The following is a 23,544-nucleotide window of genomic DNA, read 5'->3' on the forward strand; positions in this document are numbered from 1 at the left end:
AAATAGTTGATTTTCTGCTTACTGTTCATATAAATGTATACAAGAAGTTAGGCTATACTTAAATTATTAAATTGATTTCTTCAAAAGGATAGTCAATTTATTAATGGCTAATGTTAAAATGTAATGGGTATAAAACAAGTGCGTATGAGCTCAAAACTACTATTATTTTTATGCTTAATTTTCGGACTACAATGGCAGATGTTCTCTCAAGAAGATGCTTGGGTGTATTTCTCCGATAAGCAAAATGTTGCCACATCATTAGAAAATCCTACGACTATCTTAAGTCAGAAAGCGGTAGACAGAAAAGCTCGTTTCGGGATTCCGATAGACGAACGCGATGTGCCGGTAAATGAAGCTTATATTACACAGCTAAAACAACAAGACGGGATTCTTGTATTGGCAAAATCGAAATGGTTTAATGCAGTTCATGTTCGTGGAAGCCAAACCGCAATAAAAGACTTGGAAGAGTTTTCATTTGTTTCAGAGATTAGTTTTGCCGATAAAAATTTAAATACCACTTCCCGTGTTAATCGGGAGTCTTTCTCAGAACTTGCTTCGAAATCAGATTTTGTATACGGTAGTGCTTCAAATCAGGTAGAAATGATTCAGATTAATACACTTCATGAACAAAATTTTACCGGTACAGGTTTAACCATAGCCGTTTTAGATTCGGGGTTTCCCAATGTAAATACGGTTGGTGCATTTCAATATTTAATAGAAAATAATAAGCTACTTGGTAGCTATAATTTTTTAGAGAGACACGTTAATGTTTACGATGAAAATGAAGGAGAACATGGTACATGGGTGTTGAGTACCATGGCAGGATATATAGAAAATGAATATGTTGGTACAGCACCAGATGCTTCATACTATTTATTTATGACAGAAAATGGAATTAGCGAAAACCCAGTAGAGGAAAGCCTTTGGGTGGAAGCGGCCGAACGTGCTGATAGTTTAGGGGTCGATATAATTAATTCGTCTCTGGGCTATAAATATTACGATAATCCGAATTACAGTTACCAACATTCCGATTTAGATGGGAAGACAGCCTATGTTACTAAAGGGGCGGCTATAGCTTCAGAAAAGGGCATTTTAGTGGTGACTTCTGCAGGGAATTCTGATACAGATGGGGTAGGCGCTCCAGCAGATGCTGAAGGTGTTTTTTCGATAGGGGCAGTAGATGCAAATGGAAATTACGCTTATTTTAGTTCGCAAGGATCGGACATCCAGCCATCGCTAAAACCAGATGTTTCTGCACAAGGTCTAGGTACTGCGGTTGTAAGTAAAACCAATACCATACAGAAATTAAACGGCACCTCTTTTAGTTCACCTATTATGGCAGGTGCAATGGCTTGTTTATGGCAAGCTTTTCCAGATTTAACGAATTTAGAACTTATGGAATTGGTTCGGGCAGCTGGCTCGCAATATAGAACTCCAGATAATCTATTAGGTTATGGTATTCCAAATTTTGCTACGGCCTTAGAAAATGGAAATTTAACTGTTGGAAATCATACCAAAGATTTGCAGGTAGTGGTTTATCCGAATCCTACATCTCAAAATCTATATTTTAAAACGACTTCAGAAACGCCAGAAATAACGGTTTCTGTGTTCGATGTTTTAGGACATTTGGTTTTAGAAAAAACCATGAGTAATCAACACGTTCTAGATGTTTCAACCTTAGAAGAAGGCATGTATATGCTGAGAATTACAAGTTTGAATCGTAGCCTAACTAAAAAAATTATTAAGCTTCATGGAAAATAGCATCACAAAATTATTCAATATAAAATATCCTATTATTCAAGCCGGAATGATTTGGAATAGTGGTTGGGAGTTAGCCTCTGCGGCAAGTAACTCCGGAATTCTAGGGTTAATAGGTGCCGGGTCTATGTATCCCGATGTGTTGCGCGATCATATTCAGAAGTGTAAAAGAGCGACTAACAAACCATTTGGTGTAAATGTTCCTATGTTATATCCTAATATTGAAGAGATCATGAACATCATCGTAGAAGAAGATGTAAGCATTGTATTTACTTCGGCCGGAAACCCTAAAACTTGGACCTCTTGGTTAAAAGAACGCGGCATAACTGTAGTGCATGTGGTGAGTAGCGTAAAGTTCGCCTTAAAGGCACAAGCAGCCGGTGTAGATGCAGTGGTTGCTGAAGGTTTTGAAGCTGGCGGACATAACGGTCGTGAAGAAACGACCACTTTTACGTTAATCCCGATGGTAAGAGAGCAACTTGACATTCCGTTAATTGCAGCCGGAGGAATTGCAACAGGAAAAGGTATGTTAGCGGCCATGGTATTAGGTGCCGATGGCGTGCAAATAGGAAGCCGATTTGTGGCTAGCAAAGAGTCGTCTGCCCATTTAAGTTTTAAAGAGGCCGTGGTTAAAACCAACGATGGCGATACGCATTTAACCTTAAAAGAACTGGCGCCTGTACGACTGATAAAAAACAAGTTTTATAACGACGTGCAGAACCTGTATCAGAAAGGGACAAGTGCAGAGGAATTAAAAGCATTACTAGGTCGTGCACGATCTAAACGTGGCATGTTTGAAGGCGACCTAGAAGAAGGCGAATTAGAAATAGGTCAAATCGCAGGGTTAATCCATGATATAAAACCTGTAGCCGATATTGTATCGGAAATTGTGACAGAATTTGAAGCTACAAAAAAGAGCATCGCCTTAATCTAAAATAATTATAAAAGGTACGGCTTAGCCTATTTTAAAAATTACCTTTGCACAACAAAAATTAAAAGGTGCAATTATCTAAGTATACAAAAGAGTTTAAATACAACTGGCAATTGGCAGCGCCAGTAATGCTAGGCATGTTAGGACATACTTTTGTGAGTTTTGTCGATAATATCATGGTGGGGCAATTGGGTACAGCCGAACTCGCAGCCGTGTCTTTAGGAAATAGCTTCATGTTTATAGCCATGTCTATCGGGATTGGGTTTTCTACAGCTATTACACCTTTAGTTGCCGAAGCCGACACCGCTCACGATTTTAAATCTGGAAAATCAGCTTTTAAGCATGGATTGTTATTGTGTACGGGTATTGGAGTTTTACTTTTTCTAATCGTCTACTTTGCTAAGCCTTTAATGTATTTAATGAAACAACCTGTCGAGGTTGTCGAGTTGGCCATTCCGTATTTAGATTTGGTTGCATTTTCCTTAATTCCTCTTGTGGTTTTTCAAGCCTTTAAGCAGTTTGCAGATGGCATGTCTATGACCAAATACCCTATGTATGCTACCATTGTGGGTAATATTGTGAATGTGGTTCTAAATTACATGTTTATTTTCGGGAAGTTTGGGGCACCTGCCTATGGTATAGTAGGAGCGGCATATGGTACTTTAGCCTCTCGATTTATTATGGTTGCTTTTATTTGGTGGGTGTTAAAAGGTCAAGAAAAAACTAGAGAATACGTTATAAATATCAAGATTTTTGTGCTCGAGCGCGTCATGATGAAACGTATCATTAATCTTGGAGCACCAAGCGCTATGCAAATGTTATTTGAAGTCGCCATCTTTACTTCGGCAGTATGGTTAAGTGGTTTGCTGGGCAAAAATCCTCAAGCAGCAAACCAGATAGCATTGAACTTATCGTCAATGACCTTTATGGTAGCCACAGGCTTAAGTGTAGCTAGTATGGTTAGAGTAGGAAATCAGAAAGGATTAAAAAATTACCAAGAGTTAAGACGTATCGCATTTTCGTTATTTTTAATGGGAACCCTTTTTGCCGTATGTTTTGCTTTGATGTTTTTAGCACTACATACCCAACTACCAAAAATTTATGTCGATTTAAACGATGTTAAAAACTTTGCCGATAATACAGAAGTGGTTGAAATCGCTTCAAATTTATTATTGGCAGCAGCCGTTTTTCAAATTAGCGATAGTATTCAAGTCGTTGTTTTAGGGGCTTTACGTGGTCTTCAAGATGTGAAAGTACCTACCATTATTACATTTATTTCGTATTGGATTATTGGGTTTCCGGTGAGTTATTACTTCGGTAAAGAAGAGCAATTAGGAAGCTTCGGAATATGGCTCGGACTATTGGCCGGATTAACTTCGGCAGCAATTTTACTTTATATTAGATTCAATTATCTAACAAAACAATTAATTTTACAAAAAGAACTTTAAAGATATGGAACTTCCAAAATTTATTTTAGGTGACAATACAGATTTCCCAGATGCAATCTTTGTAATTCATACCGAATTTCCTCGATTTATTATCAATTTAGAAGATGATGAGGTAGAGTGGTTTGAAGATTTCGATAAAGAAGACCAACGTGAATTGGAATTAGAAACAGAAGGCTTAATACAAAAAGCTACCGATTTTTACGATAGAGAAGTAGCACGTTACGAAGAGTGAAACTATGCTCGAACAACTTATAAATACCGATAAAGAATTATTTTTATATCTTAACAATTTAGGGTCGGCAAGCTGGGATACGTTTTGGTTGGTTATTACTAATAAGTTTACGTTTATCCCATTCTACGCTCTGCTACTCTTTTTGTTGTATAAGAAACTAGGTGTAAAATCGGTACTTATACTTGTTATTTTAATTGCATTAATGATCACTTTTACCGACCAGATTGCTAATGTTTTTAAACACGGATTTCAGCGCCCTAGGCCATGCCGCCAAGAAGGAGTTATGGAGTCGATGCGATTTATTGCAGAACGTTGTGGGCGTTATGGTTTTTTCTCGGCTCATGCGGCCAGTTCTATGGCTATAGCTGTATTTATGGGCTTGGTACTAAAACCTTTTTATAAGAACCTCATTTTTGTGTTTCTGTTTTGGAGTGCGATTGTAGCTTACAGCCGTATTTACGTTGGCGTACATTATCCGTTAGATATTATCTGCGGAATGGCTTTTGGAGGACTTACAGGTTTTGGGTTTTATAAACTCTTTCTCTATATTTCGAAACGCCGAGGTTTACCTACTTTTTAGAAATGATATAATAGTAATTAACAAGTCGGGAATTGTGTTTTCTAGACGACGCATCGGCTGTGTTAATATCATAAGTACGAATTAAATTCATAGTGTATTGGGCACTTATTCTTTGCTTTTCAGCATCATTTAAATTATTTGTTAGTAATCCAAATTTAGCTTCTGTTGGAAAGTTATACAGCTGCTCATGTTCTGTAATACTAGGCAATTTATCGCCATATAACCAAATCATTTCTGGCGACACATAATTTAATTCGTAGACCGTTAAGCCTTCAGCTTTGGCATCGGCTTGTAATTGTGTGATGTCGTAGTAATGAGCTGGAACTGTAGCTTTAGAAAGGGGTAAGGCAACAATAAATATGGATGCGAAAAAGAGTACCGTTAGAAAAAAGACGTTCTTAATCGCTTTGTGTTTTAGGTTGATGAAGATAAAAATCCCAATTGTAAATAAAACTACAGAAGCCATAACAAACTCAATCCAAAAACCATCAAGTTTATCCTTTAAGCCTAAATACGCTAAAACAGGGAACAATACCCCAATGCTTGCTATAAGACCGAAATTAAAATAGACAGGGAACGTTTCCTTTTTGTCTTGTAAATTTTTAAAACGCTGAAATAAATAGTCAATATAAAAGCCTGTGTTTATGGCCAACGGAATTAAAACCGGCATGAGATATCTCGATTTTTTCTCCGGAATAATAGACAATAAAATAACAGCTATTAGCGTCCAATAAAAACTGAATTTATACGCTTTTAAATTGCGCACTCTAGATTTTAAATACGGAAATAACAACCCTATAAATGCTGGAATGGTCCAAATCCCACTTTGAGTAAAAAAGCTCCAATAGTAGTAAAACGGTCGAATATTATAACTTCCCCAATTACTGGTTTCTTTTTGAGTAATGGTAGAAAAAGTAGCAGGATCCTGTAATCTTACATAAATAAACCACCAACCTCCAATGATTAGCATAAGAATTAAAATACTGAAAATTGAAAATGTTTTAGGTCTGAATTTTTTGAATTTAAACGTAAACGCGTAGGCCAATAAAAAAGGTAAACATAGCGCATAAAGCGAAACGGGACCTTTACTTAAAAAGGAGAGCCCAAGGCAAATTCCAGCTATAATAGTATGTTTCCAGTATTTGTTTTTCTTCTGAAAGAGTTGATATAGGTGGTAAATAGCAATCATCATAAAACCATGAGCGTAAATATCCCAAGGCGCTTCTATAGTGATTCCTATGGTGTAAAACGAGGTAAATACAATACATGCATTTACCAGGCTATGTACATTATTATTTAATAAGGAAAATGATAATCTATAAACATACACCCCAATAACCATAACCATAAAAACGGTTGGTAAGCGCAGTGCAAATACATTCAATCCAAAAATAGCAGCAGAGATGGCCGACAACCAGGTAGGTAAAGGAGGTTTTTCGTATCGTGCTTCCCCGTTCATTGTGGTTAACAACCAATGGTTGTCGGTTAACATTTCGCGAGCGGTAATAAAGTTTCTAGCTTCCATAATAGTAACTTGCATAACATGCAAACTAGGGAGCATCATCAAGGCTACCATAATGCAAATGGCTACAACGGGATGTTTTTCGATAACTTTAATCATGATATTTTTTTATTAAAACTAAATTCCGACTATAAATTACAGCCCCTAATATATGTCCGATAAACAACACTGGGTCTTTGCGCAATACAGCATAAACTAAAATAAGAATCGAGCCTGTTAAGCTTAATGCCCAAAACCCAAAAGGAAGAGTCGATTCCTTCTTTTTTTCAGAATATAACCATTGGTATACAAAACGCAACGTAAATACAATTTGCGAAACGATTCCTAAAATTAATAACCAAACCGGTATGTTTTCATTCTTAAATAATAACGTCATATCAATCTTGTTATTATTATAGTAGTAAATTACGATAAGAAGAGGGACAAAAAGTAAAAACCAACGCATAAGCTTTGGGAATTTTTGCCATTCGTTTTGTAGCTGTAGGTTTCTAATGTAAATAAAATACGTTAAACTTTGCCCTAACATAATGGCAAAATCTTGCCGCAGATACCCATAAACAAACAGTAAGAACGAGGCAAGTAAACTCAGCGTCCAAAATAAGGTTGGCGTAATAACTTTCCGTTTTTTTTCAGATGTCACCCACTGTACGACTAAGCGGGAAGAGAATAAGATTTGTGCTATAAAACCTATACTGTATATAATCCAATTACTCATTAACTACGTTTCTCGATTTCGTAGTTAATATACTTCTTTTTCATCCACATATATGCAAAACAATCTACTAAAGGTCCTAATAAGCGATTCCATAATCCAAATTTAGCTTCGCCAGCCAGTCTAGGAAAGTGTTGTACAGGCACCTGAAGTATGTTTCCTTTCTGAAGTAAAATCATAGCTGGTAAAAACCGGTGTAAACCTTTAAACATAGGAATACGTTTGGCATAATCTGTTTTTATTACTTTTAACGGACAACCGGTATCGTCCATGCCATCGTGGGTAAAACTTCTTCTGATGCCATTGGCTATTTTAGAAGACATATTTTTTACAAACGAATCTTTTCTATTAGAACGTACACCTGTAACTAAGTCGTATTCTCCGATATGCTGAAGTAAAATATTAAAATCGGAAGGAGCTGTTTGTAAATCGGAATCGATATAACCTACCAAAGGAGTATCGGCATAATCGAACCCTGCTTTTATGGCAGCACTTAACCCTCGATTTTCTTTAAAACTTATAAAATTAAATTCGGGATGTTTCTGGCAAATGGCCTCTATAAGTTCTTGGCTTTTATCTTTAGAACCATCATTTACAAGCAGAATTTTAGTGGTTTTAGCAGCTGTTTGAGCATAGGCTAAAAGCTCTTTTTCTACACGTAATAAATTGTCTTCTTCATTATAAACAGGTACTATAATGGTGAATTGATAGCTCATAAATAAAAACTTGAAAGTACAAATGTATTCTTTTTTATAGAAAAGAAATTTTTAACATTTAAAAATGTTAAAAAATCAGCTTATTTGGACGTTTTTTTACTTTAAAGGCACGGCAACTTTAACGTCATCCCAAGCCATGGTTAGAGATAAATTGTCGGTAGAATTATCAAACGAGATGGTAAATTCTTCAACCGAGTTGTTTAGCTTTTCAACAGGCACGGTCAAATCTACAACATCAAAACTCGGGTCTCGCATGGCCTTCATGGTTTCATCTACACCCCAAGGATATTGTTTTTTGTTAAACATAACCTGCCAAGTGGAGTCGTTAGGAATGGTCCATAACGTATATTTTCCAGGAGGCAAAGAGTCTGTTCCTATTTTTAATGCTTTGTTGGTTTTAAAAGTAGTTGCTTCGTTGGCACCTGTTCTCCAAACTTCATTGTAGGGAACTAAACCACCAAAAATTAATCGGTTGCGTTTAGAAGGACGATTGTAAAACACTTCAAGTTCTAGGTCGTTTAATTTATATTCTACGGTATCTTTCGGACTTAAAACTTTATTGAAGACCCCTTTTTCAAAATACGCATATAGAAAAATTCCTATGGCAACTAGAAATAAGAAAATCATTAACCATTTTAAAACTCTATTCATAAAACCTCTGTTATTTATGGGCTAAATATACTTTAAAAGATAAGCAACTTAAAACGCTTGCGTTTAATTAATTCAATTTTAACAAGCTTTATAAAAAAATATTTATCTTTTTTGCAACACTTCAAAATAAATGGCGTCTTTAAGATGTATACTAACCAAAAATACCATAAGTGAATTCATTTTCTATTGATATTGTAGAAGAATGTAAGCGGAATAACCGAAAGGCGCAAATGCAGTTGTACAACCAGTACTGCCAAGGGATGTATAGTGTGGCCAAACGATTTATTTCGAATACAGCAGAGGCCGAAGATCTGGTGCAAGATGCATTTATAAAAGCCTTTAGCAAACTACATCAATTTAAAGGTGACGTTACTTTTGGAGCTTGGTTAAAACGAATTGTTGTGAATACATGTATTGATGCGCTTAAATCTAAAAAACATCAGTTAGATGTTTTAGAAGAGGTGCACCTCAAAGTGGTCGATACAGATGCTCATGACAGTTGGATCGTAGATGATGGCGTAACTTTAGATGATATTAAAAAAGTTATTGCAACACTACCAGAAAAGTACAAATATGTAGTGATGTTATTTTTAATTGAAGGCTATGATCATCAAGAGATTTCAGAAATTTTAAATATTTCGGAAGTAGCTTCTCGCACACAGTTATCGCGAGGCAAACAAAAATTACAAGAACTTTTAAAATCGAAACGCTATGGCACAAGATATTAGAGACTTATTTAAAGCCGATAAAGAACTTCAAAAACAGGAGGGTATGCCAGAAGGGCATGAGGCACGCTTTTTAGAAAAGTTGAATGCTAATAGTTCTTTAAATCCGCCAAAACCCAAATTTAATTGGATGGCTGTTGCAGCGAGTTTACTTGTTTTGTTAGCCTTAAGTTTTGGAGGATATACTTTTCTTAATCCAGAAGCTGTAGAAGTAACACCACAACCTAAAGTTGCAGAAACCGAAACTGCACCGGTAGTAAAAACGAAAACGCTTGGCGATTTATCTCCCGATTTAAAAAAAGTTGAAGATTATTATTTAGCGAGTATTCATACCGAATTATCGCAAGTAGAATTAACCTCGGAAAATAAAGAGTTAATCGATGGTTATATTCAGCGCTTAGAAGAGCTTTCTAACGAATACAAAAAACTATCTGTAGAATTAACAGAATCGGGCCCAAGCGAGCTCACCGTAAACGCCTTAATCGATAATTTAAAATTGCGTTTAAACTTATTATATCGTCTACGCGATCAATTAAAAGAATTAAAATCTGAACCTGTTGCCGGAGAAGATGTGCAACAATCAATCTAAAAAAAAGTAAATCAAAAAATGAAACAGTTAATTATAAAATCGATAGCTAGCATCCTGTTGTTATTGTTTGTGTCTCATCAAACACAAGCGCAGCAAAAGTTATCTAAAGCAACACAATCTTTAAAAGTGAATAAAGATGTGACTATTAATCTGAAATCGAATTATACCATAGTAAAAATCGATACTTGGAATAAAGATGTTATAGAGGTAGAGGCTTTTATAGAAAGCGATGTGTTGAGTGCTACCGATCTTCAAAATGCATTAGAGCAATGGCAGGTAGATGTAAGTGGTTCTAAAGACAACGTAAGCATTACATCTAAAGGCATGCAAAATGGTTGGGATTTAGATTATAATTTTGATGTGAATTCTATTTCGGCATTAAAACATTTAGAATTCGAATTAGCCGAAATGCCTCCTATACCTCCAGTGCCAAATATGGCTCACTTATCTAATATGCCCGAAGCTCCGGTAATGCCAGAATTACCAGAGTTGCCAGAAGGTATAGACCAGGTTACTTTTGATTATGATGCCTATAAAAAGGAAGGAGAAAAATATTTAGAAGCATGGAGTAAAACCTATCAGAAAAAATATGGCAAGGCCTATATAGATAAAATAAAAGCTTGGGCCAAGCAGTTTAGCGATTCCGGATTTGAAGATTATGAGAAAAAGATGGAAGAATGGGGTAAGCAATTTGGAGAAACTTATGGCAAGGAAATGGAAGCTTGGGGTAAACAATTTGAAAACAGTTTTGGTGAAGATTTTCAATCTAAAATGGAAGCTTGGGGAGAATCGTTTGGAAAGTCGTTTGAAAAGCAAATGGAAGCACAAGAACGTGCCGAGGCGAGCCGAATGCAAGCAGAAAAATCTAGACATAAAGCCGAGAAAGCGAGAGGTAAAGGGGACAGCCATCCAAATATTAGAAAAACCATTATTATACATATGCCCAAAAAGGCAAATTTAAAAGTGAATGTAAAATATGGCGAATTACAATTTGTATCGCTCATAGAAAATTTAAAGGCAGAAATGTCGCATACCAAATTAACAGCAAACACTATCGATGGGAGTAATACTTCCATCGATGTGTCTTATGCGCCTGTTTCTATAGGGCATTGGAATCAAGGACATTTAGTGTTAAAATATGTAGAACAGGCAAAAATAGCCGAGGTGAATCAATTGGTTTTAAACTCGAATTCTTCAAATATACAGTTGGGGCAACTCTCTGGTAATACCATGATTGATGGGAGTTTTGGCGATCTTAAAATATCTAAAATCGCAGAAAGTTTTCAGAATTTAAATATTGTTTTAGAAAATAGTGATGCCGTAATAAGTCTGCCAAAAACACATTATAGTTTGCAGTATAATGGCAAGCAATCCCGATTTAAACATCCTAGCAAAACAACTAACGAAAATGTCTCTACATTTTCTACCGGCGATTTAAGTAGCAATAAATCTATAATCGTGAATGCTAAATTTAGTAAGGTGCTCATGGAGTAAAAGCCACAAGCCCTTTAAATATTAAGTTGTTTAAAAATGACTTTTTGGTGCCGAAATCCTATGCTCATGGATTATCGGCTATATTTGTTTTTAGACAAAGTAGAAAATATCCTAAAAAGTCAGGAATGAAAAAAGTTGTAATAGTAGGAAGTTCTAGAAATGATGGAGATACTATGGTTTTAGTTGATGAATTAATAAAATATTCTAAATGGGACTTAATCAATTTAAATAATTACAATTTTAGCTATTACGATTATGAACATCAAAATAGAAATGATGATTATCTCGTATTATTGGAGCAAATCATTATGAAATATGATACACTTATTTTTGTAACTCCCGTTTATTGGTATGCTATGAGTGGAATTATGAAAGTGTTTTTTGATCGTTTTACAGACTTATTGACTATTGAAAAAGAACTAGGACGAAAATTACGAGGAAAGAAAATGGCCGCAATTAGCTGTTCGATAGGAGATAATCTTGGAGAACATTTTTGGTTGCCTTTTTCTGAAACAGCACGCTATCTTGGAATGGAATATTTAGGAAACTCTCATGCAATTACGGGAGCGAATAACAGCCCCAAAATAAAGGAGTTTATAAAACTAATTGAGAAATAAATCTATTATCAAATCACTAAAAAAAAATCTGCCTATTTATAAATAGACAGATTTTTTAATGTTTAAATATATAGTAAAATATACTATTCCGTAATTACCCAATCCCCTTTAGCTAAAAGCGGTTCGGCTTGTTTGTATTTAACGGTTTTACTTTCGCCGTTCATTACATTTTTTATAGTCACTTTGTCGTTTCTACCAATTTTTGGTTTATCTCTAACAATAGTTTCTACAACTTCGCGTTGAGGTTGTGTTTGTCCGGCAGCTCTACTTTGTGAGGCACGCTCATCTAAATTAGGAATTTCTTCTTTAGACGTTTCTAAACGTTCTTTTTTAGGAGCTTGTTGTCTAGCTTCGCTAATGGCGTTTTGGTCTTCGCTAGGTAATTCTCCTTTAAATAAGAATGAAATAACATCTTTGTTTACTTGAGTAATCATGTCCTTAAACAATTCGAAAGCTTCAAACTTGTAAATAAGTAAAGGATCTTTTTGTTCGTGAACGGCTAACTGTACAGACTGCTTTAACTCATCCATTTTACGTAAATGTGTTTTCCAAGCGTCGTCGATAATCGCTAACGTAATGTTCTTTTCAAAATCGGTAATTAACTGTTTTCCTTCAGTCTCGTAAGCTTGTTGTAAGTCGGTTACAACCTGCAAGGTTTTAACACCATCTGTAAACGGTACGACTATACGCTTAAATTTATCGCTTTGTGTTTCGTAAACATTTTTAATGATTGGGAATGCAATTTCTGCATTTTTAGCCATTTTAGCCTTGTAATGATCGAAGGCCGCTTTGTAAATTTTAGCAGCAATATCTTGAACAGAATTTTTGTTGAATTCTTGTTCGGTTACAGGGTTGCTCATTGAGAAATAACGAATAATTTCAAATCCGAAATTCTTAAAATCGTTAGCGTCTTTGTTTACTTCTGCGATATGTTCAGCTGTATCAAAAATCATATTCGCTAAATCTACACGTAGACGTTCTCCAAATAAAGCATGGTGACGACGTTTGTAAACCACCTCACGTTGGGCATTCATTACGTCATCATATTCTAATAAACGCTTACGTACACCAAAGTTGTTTTCTTCAACCTTTTTCTGTGCACGTTCAATAGATTTAGAAATCATAGAATGCTGAATAACTTCACCTTCTTCTAATCCCATTTTATCCATCATCTTAGCAATACGCTCAGATCCGAATAAACGCATCAAATTATCTTCTAAAGACACATAGAATTGTGAACTTCCTGGATCTCCTTGACGACCTGCACGACCACGTAACTGACGGTCTACACGACGAGAATCGTGACGTTCTGTACCTACAATCGCTAAACCACCTGCTTTTTTAACAGCATCGGTTAATTTAATATCGGTACCACGTCCAGCCATGTTAGTCGCAATTGTTACTTGTCCTGGCTGACCAGCTTCTGCAACAATATCTGCTTCTTTTTTGTGTAATTTTGCGTTTAATACGTTGTGAGGTACTTTACGGATGCTAAGCATTTTTCCTAAAAGCTCACTAATTTCAACGTTAGTAGTACCAATTAAAACCGGACGTCCGCCTTGCGATAATTTGGTAACCTCGTCGATAACTGCGTTGTATTTTTCACGTTTTGTTTTATAAACTAAATCTTCTCTATCGTGTCTTGCAATTGGGCGGTTTGTTGGAATTTCTACAACATCTAACTTATAGATTTCCCAGAATTCACCTGCTTCTGTAATCGCTGTACCAGTCATACCCGATAATTTGCGGTACATTCTAAAGTAATTTTGAAGTGTTACAGTAGCAAAAGTTTGCGTAGCTGCTTCAATTTTTACATTCTCTTTAGCTTCGATCGCTTGGTGTAAACCATCGCTATAACGACGACCATCCATAATACGACCTGTTTGCTCATCGACAATCATTACTTTATTGTCCATTACCACATATTGATTGTCTTTTTCGAATAGGGCGTAGGCTTTAAGTAATTGATTTAAGGTATGGATACGTTCAGATTTAATTCCGAAATCTCTAAATAAATCTTCTTTTTCGTTAGCTTCCTCTTCGGCACTTAAACCTTTCGATTCAATTTTAGCCATTTCAATACCAATTTCTGGCATGACGAAGAAGTCTGGATTGTCTTTACCAGAAAGGTATTCAACCCCTTTGTCTGACAATTCAATTTGATTATTTTTTTCATCGATTACATAGTACAATGCTTCATCTACCTTAGGCATTTCGCGATTGTTATCGGACATGTAATGATTTTCTGTTTTTTGAAGTAATTGACGGATACCGTCTTCACTTAAAAACTTAATTAAGGCTTTGTTTTTAGGCATTCCACGGAATACACGTAACAATTGGAATCCTCCTTCTTTAGTGTCTCCGCTAGAAATTAATTTTTTAGCCTCGGCAAAAACCCCTGTTAAATATTTACGTTGTACAGCAACAATATCTTCAACTTTTGGTTTTAACTCATTAAACTCATGGCGGTCGCCTTGAGGAATTGGACCAGAGATAATTAAAGGTGTACGGGCATCATCTACTAATACAGAATCGACCTCATCGACAATGGCATAGTGGTGTGGGCGTTGTACCAAGTCGTTTGGTGAATGTGCCATGTTATCACGTAAATAATCGAAACCAAATTCGTTATTTGTACCGTAAGTAATATCGGCGTTATAAGCTTTTTACGAGCTTCAGAATTTGGTTGGTGGTAATCGATACAATCGATACTTAAACCATGAAATTCGAAAATCGGCGCCATCCATGCGCTATCACGTTTTGCTAAATAGTCGTTTACAGTTACTAAGTGTACCCCTTTACCAGCTAAGGCATTTAAATACATTGGTAAGGTTGCTACTAGGGTTTTACCTTCCCCTGTATGCATTTCTGCAATTTTACCTTGGTGCATGGCTATACCACCTACAAGTTGTACATCGTAATGTACCATATCCCAAGTAATAGCTTTCCCTGCAGCATCCCAAGAATTCGCCCAAGTGGCCTTATCGTCTTCTAGTGCCACATAATCTTTAGAACCAGAAATTTCTCTATCGAAAGCATTTGCCGTAACGGTAATACTTGTATTATCTTTAAAACGCTTAGCGGTTTCTTTTACAACAGCAAAGGCTTCTGGAAGGATGGTATTTAATACATCTTCTGTAGCTGCGTAAGAGTCGTCTTTTAATTTGTCAATTTCTTGATAAATATCTTCACGTCTGTCAATATCTTCTGTAGCATCTGCTTCTGTTAATAGTGCAGTAATTTGATCTTCGAAAGGCTTCCTTCCTTCGGCAATTTTAGCTTTAAAATAAGCGGTTTTTGCTCTCAGTTCGTCATGTGATAAAGCTTCTAAAGCCTTTTCAAAAGTTTTAATTTTATCTACTATAGGCATGATGGCTTTAACATCTTGTTTTGATTTGTCGCCAACAAATACCTTAAGTACAGAATTTAAAAAATTCATGTGTATGTGTGTTAATAGGTTGTATTAAGTCTTGCAACTTAATAGATACAGTTATGTGCTTTAAATGCTATTTAGAAAAGCATTCAAATATACGTTTTGTTGTTATGTTTCATAAAGAATAGCACAAAAAAAAGCCTCGCAATGAGACTTTTTAACTTTTCTTTATAGTATACTAATATTCATCCTCGTTCCAGAGATAGTCTTCATCCGTAGGATAGTCAGACCAGATCTCCTCAATGGAGTCGTAAGAATCGCCTTCATCTTCTATGGATTGTAAGTTTTCTACAACCTCTAAAGGTGCTCCTGTTCTAATTGCGTAGTCAATCAGCTCATCCTTAGTAGCTGGCCAAGGCGCATCACTTAAATATGATGCTAATTCTAATGTCCAATACATTTGTAATTCGTTTTAATTTTTTGCAAAAATAATTTTTTAGTTTAAAAAGTCAAGAAAAAAATGAATTATTTCATCATTAAATTAAAGAACGCTTCGTTTTTTAAACACATTGAGTAAAAGTTAGTTAGATTACTTTGAAGAAAAATACCATTAGTGTTTTTCTGGAATCCACTTTACTTCGTCTGCGTGCAAGTCATGAGACAATTTTCGTGCCAATACAAACAGATAGTCAGAAAGACGGTTTAAATATATTAGGGTTTCCGGATTTAAAGGTTCGATTTCGTTTAATTGAGAAGCTAAACGTTCGGCTCTACGGCAAACACAGCGTGCTATGTGACAGAATGACACGGTTTGGTGGCCACCTGGTAATACAAAGTGTGTCATTGGTGGAAGTTCGGTATTCATAGCATCCATTTCTTTTTCTAAGAGCGTAATATTGGCCTCATCGATTTTAGGAATATTTAAGCGCTCCTTTCCATTTTTTAAAATGGCTTTCTCTGGTGGGGTAGCCAACATGGCGCCAACTGTAAATAGGCGATCTTGTATAATGACTAAAATGGCTTTGTAGGCAGGATTAATATCTTGGTCACGAATTAATCCGATGTACGAATTTAATTCATCTACAGTTCCGTAACTTTCTATTCGGATATGATGTTTGGGTACACGCGTACCTCCAAATAAGGCAGTTGTGCCTTTATCGCCTGTTTTTGTATAGATTTTCATGTAATGTAAACTTAAATTTAAGGACACCAATAAGGATTGGTACTTTTCAAAGTTACATGGAAATGTTAAAGATTAAAAATGAAAACGCGATAGATTCTTAGGCCGGAACTATAATTTTTTCGTTTCGGGTATCACTTTCAATTATGCCATCGCGCAAACGAATAATACGATGTGCATGCTCGGCAATATCTTCTTCGTGAGTTACCAATATAACCGTATTGCCTTGCTGATGTATGGTGTTAAAAAGTCCCATAATTTCTACAGAAGTTTTAGAATCTAGATTTCCCGTAGGTTCATCGGCAAGAATTATTGATGGTTTATTTACTAGCGCACGACCTACAGCAACACGTTGGCGCTGCCCTCCAGAAAGTTGGTTGGGTTTGTGGTCCATTCGATCTGCTAAACCAACTTCGGTTAATACTTCTTCGGCGCGTTTGGTACGTTCGCTTTTAGAATATCCTGCATACACCATTGGTAAGGCAACATTGTCTAAAGCGGTGGTTCTGGGTAGCAAATTAAAGGTCTGAAAAACGAATCCAATTTCTGTATTTCGAATATCGGCCAATTCATCGTCGCTCATTTTGCTAACATCTTTTCCGTTAAGAATATAGGTTCCAGCTGTAGGTGTATCTAAACAGCCAAGCAAATTCATTAATGTCGATTTTCCAGAACCCGAAGGCCCCATAATGGCAATGTAGTCGCCACGTTTAATGGTTAAATCGATGCCTTTTAATACATGAACGGTTTCTTGTCCGAGTTTAAAATCGCGAATAATGTTGGTGATTTCTATAACGTTACTCATAAAATAATTGCTGATGTTATGGTTGATGCAAGATACATGAATTTTTATAAGAAGTAAGACGCTAGTAATTTCGTTTTGTTACAATTTTTTATATTGAATATGGTATTAAAAATATTGGTAACGAGTCTATGCCCGATAATTTCACTACCAACTACGAATCTACAGCCGAATAGAAAAATGTTCTTTGACTTGTTCTTTTCTGAAAAACACAAATCCGTATTGAAACGTGTCTATAGTGACTTTTACTTTTGGATGATTTTTTATGTGTTCCCATGCTTCAGTCATGTCTTTAGACCAGTAAATATCATCGAAGACAAATACCGTATCGTTGTGAATTTTTGGAAGTAATAATTCGAAATAGTGTAAGGTTGCCGTTTTATTGTGGTTCCCGTCAAACAAGACAAAATCGAAGGTGTTTTGGTTTTGTTCTGGAATCACTTCCGCAAAATCTCCTGTTTTTACAGTGACATTGTTAATTGTATGTTGTTTTAGATTTTCGCTTGTAAATGCCGAAATTTCCGGACAACCTTCTATTGAAATAATTTCAGAATTCGTGTTTCCTAAAGCTAATGCCTGAGTTGAAATCCCCAAAGATGTACCGAGTTCTAAACTGTGTTTAAACTGAAAATAACGAGCTAAACGAAACAGTAATTTGGCATGTTTTAGAGATGCTCCCGATTGTTTTGCAATCTGTTTTACTTGTCGTGTGTTCGATGTGGTAAACTGGGAGCCACTGCCTAAATCGGTGATTTGTAAAGCCGTGTTGGTTTTTATTAACTGTGCTTTATAAGTTTCAATTTTCGCATATTCCGAATACTTTTTTTTGTCGTAAAAGCATAGAGTCACCAAATTGTAAACAAAAGGGGAGTGCACACCATGCTGATTTGTAGCACGTATTAAAAACTTAAAATATTGCAAAATTTGATAAAACACAGTGTTAAAAACTACAAATTAACCTTCCATTTTTGAAGCTAACTCGAACCAACGTTCTTCTTTAGCTTCGATGTCTTGTATTATTTTTTCTAGTTGTAAGGATAACTCAGAAATCTGATCTGGAGATAAATCTGGATTATGGAATTTTTCCTCCAGAGCTGTTTTATCGAAGGCTAACGATTTTAATTTGCTTTCAATATTATTATATTCCTTTTGTTCGTTGTACGATAATTTGGTTCCAGAATCTTGTTTCCAGTTTTTCTTTTCCTTTTTATCTTCGGTCACGGTTTGCTCCGGACTGTCTTCATAAGCTCTATAATCGCTATAATTACCTGGGAAATCCTCAATTACACCTTCACCTCTAAATACAAATAAATGGTCTACAATTTTATCCATAAAATAACGGTCGTGAGTAACCACTAATAGGCAGCCAGGAAAATCTAATAAGAACTCTTCAAGGACATTTAAAGTAACAATGTCTAAGTCGTTTGTAGGTTCGTCAAGAATTAAAAAGTTTGGATTCTGAATTAAAACCGTACATAAATACAGGCGTTTACGCTCGCCACCACTTAGTTTTTCTACAAAATCATACTGTTTTTTGCGGTCGAATAAGAACCGTTCTAATAGCTGTTGGGCACTAATTTGGCGTCCTTTTTTTAGCGGAATGTAATCTCCAAACTCGCGAACCACATCTATTACTTTTTGGTCTGGTTTAACCTCTATACCACCTTGGGTATAATATCCAAATTTTACGGTTTCGCCCAAAGTAATTTTACCACTATCGGGTTTAGAAGTTTCGGTTAAAATATTTAAGAATGTCGATTTTCCGGTTCCGTTTTTTCCTATAATTCCAACACGTTCGCCACGTTGAAAATTGTAAGTAAAGCCGTCTAAAATTTTCTTGTCGGCAAATGATTTTTTAACATTATGAAGCTCTACAATTTTATTTCCTAAGCGCTCCATATTCAACTCCAGCTCCACTTGATGGTCCTTTCTACGCTTACTGGCACGCTGTTTTATGTCGTGAAAATCGTCTATTCTCGATTTCGATTTTGTAGTACGCGCCTTAGGTTGACGGCGCATCCAATCTAATTCCTTTTTAAAAAGTTGTTTTGCTTTTCCGGTTTCTACAGCTTCTTGGGTAATGCGTTCTTCTTTTTTCTGCAGGTAATACGAGTAGTTTCCTTTATAGCTAAAAAGTTCGCCTTGGTCTAATTCTATAATTTCATTACACACACGCTCTAAGAAAAAACGGTCGTGTGTAACCATAAATAAAGTCATGTTTTCTTTAGCAAAAAACAATTCTAACCATTCAATCATTTCTAAATCTAAATGGTTGGTAGGTTCATCTAAAATTAAAAGATCGGGTTTGTTTATTAAAGCATTGGCTAAGGATAAACGTTTTTTTTGTCCACCAGAAAGCGAACTAACCTTTTGCGAGAAATTGTCCAGTTTTAATTTCGAAAGAATTTGTTTGTATTGAGTTTCAAAATCCCAAGCGTTAAAACGGTCCATTTGTTCGAAGGCTTTTTGGTAGGCTTCTTCGTCTTCAGGATTATTTAAAGCCGTTTCATAGTTTTTATTCACCTTTAAAATGTCGTGATCGGCATTAAAAATGGTTTCTTCAACAGTTAAAGAAGCGTCTAAAATAGGTTCTTGAGGTAGAAAAGAAACTGTAATTCCTTTTCTGAAAATAATTTGCCCCGTATCTGGTTGATCCAACCCAGCAAGAATATTTAAAATCGATGTTTTTCCTGTTCCATTTTTGGCTACAAAAGCTACTTTTTGGTCTTTATGAATGCTAAATGATAGGTTTTCGAACAAGGTAAGTTCGCCGTAAGATTTAGAAATATTTTCTACAGTTAAATAATTCAAGGGTTTCCTTATTTTAGAATTGAGTTGCAAATATCCAAAAAGTAAACGATTAGTTTTGATATTCCTGTCGAAAACTTATATTTGTCGGTAAATCACTAACCCATTCATGAGCAAATTCTTTGTTACCGCATGTATTTTATTGTGTCTTATAACGTCTAGTTGTGTGTCGCATAAAAACATGGTGTATTTGCAACCTGTAGATACTAACGATTCTATAGCCAAGGTTGTAGCAGCACAAACACCCTACCGCGTTCAGCTTTACGATATTTTAAATATTCGAGTAAAAGCGTTAGACCAAGATGCTGTTCAAATTTTCAACCCGATGGGAGAAGATTTATTGAACGCAGATAGTGGAGAACGCGCTTATTTTGATGGGTTTACTGTCGATTTACACGGTGAAATCCGAATTCCTGCTTTAGGAAAAGTCAATGTTCTAGGATATACCACCGAAGAGATTGAAAAGATATTAGAAAAGAAATTACTCGAAGAACAATTTAAGGAAACCGCTAATATTTTTGTTACAGTAAAACTAACGGGTTTACGGTATACGGTTAATGGTGAAGTGGGATCGCCAGGATCGAACACCTTATTTCAGGATCGTGTAAATATTTTTGAAGCCATTGCCAATGCGGGCGAAATTCCCATTACTGGCGATAGAAAAGATATATTGATTATAAGACAATATCCGCAGGGACAAAAAATACATCATATAGATATTACGCGAGAGGATGTAATGTTATCGCCATATTACTACATTCAGCCTAACGATATTATATATGTAAAACCACTTCCGCAGAAATCCTGGGGAACGGGAGAAACAGGTATGCAAACTTTAACGACTATTGCTACCATTTTAACTTTAGGGACTACAACCTTATTACTAATAGATCGCTTATAATACATGACACAATACGAGTTTGACGATCAAGATCAGATGGAATCGGGAGGAATGACCTTCGATTTTAGAGGATATTTGTTTAAAGTACTTAATTTCTGGAAATTGGTACTTTTATGTATTGGAGTTGCCTTAACAATAGCGTATCTAATAAATGTACGGAAACAAAATATTTACCGCTTAGATTCTTTAATTACAGTAGAAAACGACCAGAATCCATTTTTTACTGCCAATACAAGTATTTCGTTTAACTGGGGTGGAGTCTCTGGAAAAGTAGGAAAAGTGATTACTTCTTTACAAACCCGAACCCATAACGAAAAGGTTGTGGATTCGCTCCAGTATTATCTTGAATATTTAAAGGAAGGGGAGTATAGAAAGGAAGATATTTATACAGATGCCCCATTCTTTATCACTATAGATAAGCAACAGGGACAAGTATTAAATCATCCTTTAGGGATTCGATTTTTAAATGATAAGGAGTTCGAGTTGTTTTCGGAGTTTGAAAAAGATCGAGGCACAATGCAATTTTATAGCGATATGCGTACCGAGCGTATCGGGCTGCCTTTAGGTGTTTTTAATAAAAGATTTACTATTGGAGAACCTGTGGTTTTACCATTTACTCACTTTACATTACACGTAAAACCAAAAGAACAAATAGCAGCCAACGCAGAGTATTTTATCAACTTTTTAAATTTCGATCAAGTTGTAAATACTTATAAAAATGCTGTAAAAACAGAACCTTTCTCTAAGGAATCGTCGTCGGTTTTAAAGTTATCGTTAACTGGTCATAATAAAGCTAAAATTGTAGATTACTTAAATGCAACGACGGCAATTTTAAGTCGGACCGAGTTAGAACGAAAAAACTTATATGCCACCAACACCATTAAGTTTATAGATAGTAGTTTGTCTACCGTAAACAATAATCTTAAGGATGTTTCAGACGAAATGAATTCGTTTAGAAAGCAAAATAAGGTGTTCGATGTTGATGCGGAAATGACAGAAGTTTCGTCGCGTTTACGGGAATACGAAATGGCGAAAGAGCTTGAACAAACCAAGCTAAATTACCTTAATGCTCTTGAAGATTACTTACTTACCAAAACTAATTATATAAATATAGCAGCGCCATCATCTGTAGGAATAGATGAACCAAATATTCAGCAAAGTGTGGGGAAAATCACCGCATTAGCCATAGAACGTCAGAGTTTAGAATATACGATGAAAGAGGGCTCAGATTTATTTAAAGATTTAGACCGCCGTATTTCTGCTGAAAAACGCGTGCTGTTAGAAACCATAGATGCTACCAAGCGAACCATCAGGCTGCAATTAAATAGCATTCAGGGACAGGCTGCTAGCTTAGAGGCCAAGTTGAGTAACTTACCAGAAGACCAACAGCAATTCCTGAAAATTCAGCGAAAGTTAGATATTAGCCAAGAAGCCTATAATTTGTATATGGCAAAGCGCAGTGAGGCTGCTATTGTAAAAGCAGCAAATATATCAGACATTACTGCTATAGATGATGCTAAAGATATTGGTGGTGGGCTAATAGGCCCGAATAAGTCTCTAAATTATATGATGGCTTTAATGGTTGGATTTTTCCTGCCTATGCTTATTATTTTTATAATCTACTTGTTAGATAACACCATTCACGGTTCCGATGAAGTCGAGCGTTTGTCGCGTATTCCAATTTTAGGCCTTATCGGGAAATACAAGTATCATAACAATTTAGTGGTTTTCGAAAAACCTAAATCGGCAGTTGCAGAATCCTTTAGGTCTATTCGTTCTAGTTTGCAATTCATCTTTAAAAAACAAGGAGATAACGACAAGCTCGGAAAAACCATTATGGTTACCTCGTCGGTAAGTGGAGAAGGAAAGACCTTTACCTCGATTAATATGGCTACGGTATACGCCTTGTCTGGTAAAAAAACGATTTTATTAGGGTTAGACTTGCGTAAACCTAAAATATTTGGCGATTTTGGTATATCGAACGATTTAGGAATGGTGAATTATTTTATAGGAGAAAACACCTTCGAAGAAGTTACCTTTCATTCAGAAATAGAAAATTTAGATGTTGTGCCCTCTGGTCCAGTACCTCCAAATCCATCAGAGTTATTAATGGGTGATGCCATGAAAACTCTGATAGATAAATTGCGCTTGGAGTATGATATGATTATTCTAGATACGCCGCCATTAGGTCTTGTAACCGATGCTTTAGAGCTTACACAATATGCAGATGCAACCATTTTTATGGTGCGTTTAGATTATACTAAAAAAGGTATGCTCTCTTTAATTAACGCAAAACATCGCATGGGAGAAGTTAAAAACATCAGTTTTGTACTTAACTTCTATAAGCATAAAACAAATCATAATTACGGGTATGGCTACGGATATGGATATGGCTATGGATATGGATATGGATATGGTGTTTACGGAAATGCTTACCACGACAAAGATGGAGGCAAAGGTGTAATGGGCAAATTTAAACGATTTTTAAAACGATTATAGAACCCG

20 protein-coding genes and 1 pseudogene are annotated in these 23,544 nt (G+C 35.8%); 11 read left to right on the top strand and 10 right to left on the bottom strand.

The features are described from left to right. Positions 1–144 precede the first annotated feature (144 nt). From A9D35_RS15835 to A9D35_RS15855, 5 genes are all read left to right on the top strand, one after another. Positions 145–1,761, top strand: coding sequence for a S8 family serine peptidase (locus tag A9D35_RS15835; RefSeq protein ID WP_066226184.1), 1,617 nt, complete (start codon positions 145–147; stop codon positions 1,759–1,761). Continuing rightward, positions 1,751–2,692 (top strand): NAD(P)H-dependent flavin oxidoreductase, encoded by a 942-nt coding sequence (locus A9D35_RS15840; protein WP_066224829.1) that lies wholly within the window; start codon positions 1,751–1,753, stop codon positions 2,690–2,692. Before A9D35_RS15835 ends, A9D35_RS15840 begins: the two co-directional genes overlap by 11 nt. 65 nt (positions 2,693–2,757) lie before the next feature. Next, entirely contained in the window at positions 2,758–4,137 is a 1,380-nt protein-coding gene (locus A9D35_RS15845; protein WP_066224833.1) for an MATE family efflux transporter, read from the top strand. Positions 4,138–4,141: 4 nt separating this feature from the next. Continuing rightward, positions 4,142–4,369, top strand: a complete 228-nt coding sequence (locus tag A9D35_RS15850) for a DUF8828 family protein (protein WP_066224835.1) — start codon at positions 4,142–4,144, stop codon at positions 4,367–4,369. Positions 4,370–4,373: 4 nt separating this feature from the next. Continuing rightward, on the top strand, positions 4,374–4,949 hold the full coding sequence (locus A9D35_RS15855) for a phosphatase PAP2 family protein (protein WP_066224837.1): 576 nt from the start codon (positions 4,374–4,376) through the stop codon (positions 4,947–4,949). On the opposite strand, the gene A9D35_RS15860 is transcribed toward A9D35_RS15855, so the two are convergent. From A9D35_RS15860 to A9D35_RS15875, 4 genes are all read right to left on the bottom strand, one after another. Continuing rightward, positions 4,939–6,570 (bottom strand): ArnT family glycosyltransferase, encoded by a 1,632-nt coding sequence (locus tag A9D35_RS15860; protein ID WP_066224839.1) that lies wholly within the window; start codon positions 6,568–6,570, stop codon positions 4,939–4,941. The genes A9D35_RS15855 and A9D35_RS15860 overlap by 11 nt on opposite strands. Further along, complete coding sequence (locus A9D35_RS15865; RefSeq protein WP_066224841.1) at positions 6,563–7,186, bottom strand: lipid-A-disaccharide synthase N-terminal domain-containing protein; 624 nt, start codon at positions 7,184–7,186, stop codon at positions 6,563–6,565. Before A9D35_RS15865 ends, A9D35_RS15860 begins: the two co-directional genes overlap by 8 nt. Then, entirely contained in the window at positions 7,186–7,899 is a 714-nt protein-coding gene (locus tag A9D35_RS15870; RefSeq protein ID WP_066224843.1) for a glycosyltransferase family 2 protein, read from the bottom strand. Before A9D35_RS15870 ends, A9D35_RS15865 begins: the two co-directional genes overlap by 1 nt. Positions 7,900–7,995: 96 nt before the next feature. After that, complete coding sequence (locus A9D35_RS15875) at positions 7,996–8,550, bottom strand: DUF2911 domain-containing protein (protein ID WP_066224844.1); 555 nt, start codon at positions 8,548–8,550, stop codon at positions 7,996–7,998. 170 nt (positions 8,551–8,720) lie between these two features. On the opposite strand from A9D35_RS15875, the gene A9D35_RS15880 reads away from it, so the two are divergent. From A9D35_RS15880 to A9D35_RS15895, 4 genes are all read left to right on the top strand, one after another. After that, the gene (locus tag A9D35_RS15880) at positions 8,721–9,278 is read left to right on the top strand and encodes an RNA polymerase sigma factor (protein ID WP_439951246.1); all 558 of its coding nucleotides are present in this window, start codon (positions 8,721–8,723) and stop codon (positions 9,276–9,278) included. Continuing rightward, on the top strand, positions 9,262–9,864 hold the full coding sequence (locus A9D35_RS15885; RefSeq protein WP_066224847.1) for a hypothetical protein: 603 nt from the start codon (positions 9,262–9,264) through the stop codon (positions 9,862–9,864). Before A9D35_RS15880 ends, A9D35_RS15885 begins: the two co-directional genes overlap by 17 nt. An 18-nt stretch (positions 9,865–9,882) precedes the next feature. After that, on the top strand, positions 9,883–11,358 hold the full coding sequence (locus A9D35_RS15890) for a hypothetical protein (protein WP_066224849.1): 1,476 nt from the start codon (positions 9,883–9,885) through the stop codon (positions 11,356–11,358). Positions 11,359–11,483: 125 nt separating this feature from the next. Next, positions 11,484–11,975, top strand: a complete 492-nt coding sequence (locus tag A9D35_RS15895) for a flavodoxin family protein (RefSeq protein ID WP_066226189.1) — start codon at positions 11,484–11,486, stop codon at positions 11,973–11,975. Between the two features lie 83 nt (positions 11,976–12,058). Here the strand turns inward: A9D35_RS15895 and secA are convergent. The 6 genes and pseudogenes from secA to A9D35_RS15925 all read right to left on the bottom strand — a co-directional run bounded on the left by secA (position 12,059) and on the right by A9D35_RS15925 (position 20,141). Then, positions 12,059–15,414 (bottom strand): annotated as a pseudogene (gene secA / locus A9D35_RS15900) (preprotein translocase subunit SecA). A gap of 172 nt (positions 15,415–15,586) precedes the next feature. After that, positions 15,587–15,808, bottom strand: coding sequence for a DUF2795 domain-containing protein (locus A9D35_RS15905; protein WP_019387375.1), 222 nt, complete (start codon positions 15,806–15,808; stop codon positions 15,587–15,589). Positions 15,809–15,958: 150 nt separating this feature from the next. Next, the gene (locus tag A9D35_RS15910) at positions 15,959–16,531 is read right to left on the bottom strand and encodes a cob(I)yrinic acid a,c-diamide adenosyltransferase (protein ID WP_066224851.1); all 573 of its coding nucleotides are present in this window, start codon (positions 16,529–16,531) and stop codon (positions 15,959–15,961) included. A 97-nt stretch (positions 16,532–16,628) separates the two neighbouring features. Beyond that, positions 16,629–17,333, bottom strand: coding sequence for an ABC transporter ATP-binding protein (locus A9D35_RS15915; protein ID WP_066224853.1), 705 nt, complete (start codon positions 17,331–17,333; stop codon positions 16,629–16,631). Between the two features lie 159 nt (positions 17,334–17,492). Then, complete coding sequence (locus A9D35_RS15920; protein ID WP_235817913.1) at positions 17,493–18,251, bottom strand: O-methyltransferase; 759 nt, start codon at positions 18,249–18,251, stop codon at positions 17,493–17,495. A 33-nt stretch (positions 18,252–18,284) separates the two neighbouring features. Beyond that, entirely contained in the window at positions 18,285–20,141 is a 1,857-nt protein-coding gene (locus A9D35_RS15925; RefSeq protein WP_066224857.1) for an ABC-F family ATP-binding cassette domain-containing protein, read from the bottom strand. Between the two features lie 106 nt (positions 20,142–20,247). Between A9D35_RS15925 and A9D35_RS15930 the strand changes: the two genes are divergently transcribed. Both A9D35_RS15930 and A9D35_RS15935 read left to right on the top strand, forming a co-directional pair. After that, entirely contained in the window at positions 20,248–21,039 is a 792-nt protein-coding gene (locus A9D35_RS15930) for a polysaccharide biosynthesis/export family protein (protein ID WP_066224859.1), read from the top strand. A 3-nt stretch (positions 21,040–21,042) separates the two neighbouring features. Continuing rightward, complete coding sequence (locus tag A9D35_RS15935) at positions 21,043–23,538, top strand: GumC family protein (protein WP_066224861.1); 2,496 nt, start codon at positions 21,043–21,045, stop codon at positions 23,536–23,538. Positions 23,539–23,544: the final 6 nt, after the last annotated feature.

Origin of the sequence: Formosa haliotis (assembly GCF_001685485.1) — a bacterium.
GTDB classification, from domain to species: Bacteria; Bacteroidota; Bacteroidia; order Flavobacteriales; family Flavobacteriaceae; genus Formosa; species Formosa haliotis.

Excerpts from the sequence above, each read along its gene's own strand:
- A9D35_RS15855 (WP_066224837.1), top strand. The coding sequence starts at position 4,374 with ATGCTCGAACAACTTATAAATACCGATAAAGAATTATTTTTATATCTT.
- A9D35_RS15885 (WP_066224847.1), top strand. The coding sequence starts at position 9,262 with ATGGCACAAGATATTAGAGACTTATTTAAAGCCGATAAAGAACTTCAA.
- A9D35_RS15915 (WP_066224853.1), bottom strand. The coding sequence starts at position 17,333 with ATGAGTAACGTTATAGAAATCACCAACATTATTCGCGATTTTAAACTC.
- A9D35_RS15890 (WP_066224849.1), top strand. The coding sequence starts at position 9,883 with ATGAAACAGTTAATTATAAAATCGATAGCTAGCATCCTGTTGTTATTG.
- A9D35_RS15895 (WP_066226189.1), top strand. The coding sequence starts at position 11,484 with ATGAAAAAAGTTGTAATAGTAGGAAGTTCTAGAAATGATGGAGATACT.
- A9D35_RS15870 (WP_066224843.1), bottom strand. The coding sequence starts at position 7,899 with ATGAGCTATCAATTCACCATTATAGTACCTGTTTATAATGAAGAAGAC.
- A9D35_RS15935 (WP_066224861.1), top strand. The coding sequence starts at position 21,043 with ATGACACAATACGAGTTTGACGATCAAGATCAGATGGAATCGGGAGGA.
- A9D35_RS15860 (WP_066224839.1), bottom strand. The coding sequence starts at position 6,570 with ATGATTAAAGTTATCGAAAAACATCCCGTTGTAGCCATTTGCATTATG.
- A9D35_RS15905 (WP_019387375.1), bottom strand. The coding sequence starts at position 15,808 with ATGTATTGGACATTAGAATTAGCATCATATTTAAGTGATGCGCCTTGG.
- A9D35_RS15835 (WP_066226184.1), top strand. The coding sequence starts at position 145 with ATGAGCTCAAAACTACTATTATTTTTATGCTTAATTTTCGGACTACAA.
- A9D35_RS15865 (WP_066224841.1), bottom strand. The coding sequence starts at position 7,186 with ATGAGTAATTGGATTATATACAGTATAGGTTTTATAGCACAAATCTTA.
- A9D35_RS15930 (WP_066224859.1), top strand. The coding sequence starts at position 20,248 with ATGAGCAAATTCTTTGTTACCGCATGTATTTTATTGTGTCTTATAACG.
- A9D35_RS15875 (WP_066224844.1), bottom strand. The coding sequence starts at position 8,550 with ATGAATAGAGTTTTAAAATGGTTAATGATTTTCTTATTTCTAGTTGCC.
- A9D35_RS15850 (WP_066224835.1), top strand. The coding sequence starts at position 4,142 with ATGGAACTTCCAAAATTTATTTTAGGTGACAATACAGATTTCCCAGAT.
- A9D35_RS15910 (WP_066224851.1), bottom strand. The coding sequence starts at position 16,531 with ATGAAAATCTATACAAAAACAGGCGATAAAGGCACAACTGCCTTATTT.
- A9D35_RS15840 (WP_066224829.1), top strand. The coding sequence starts at position 1,751 with ATGGAAAATAGCATCACAAAATTATTCAATATAAAATATCCTATTATT.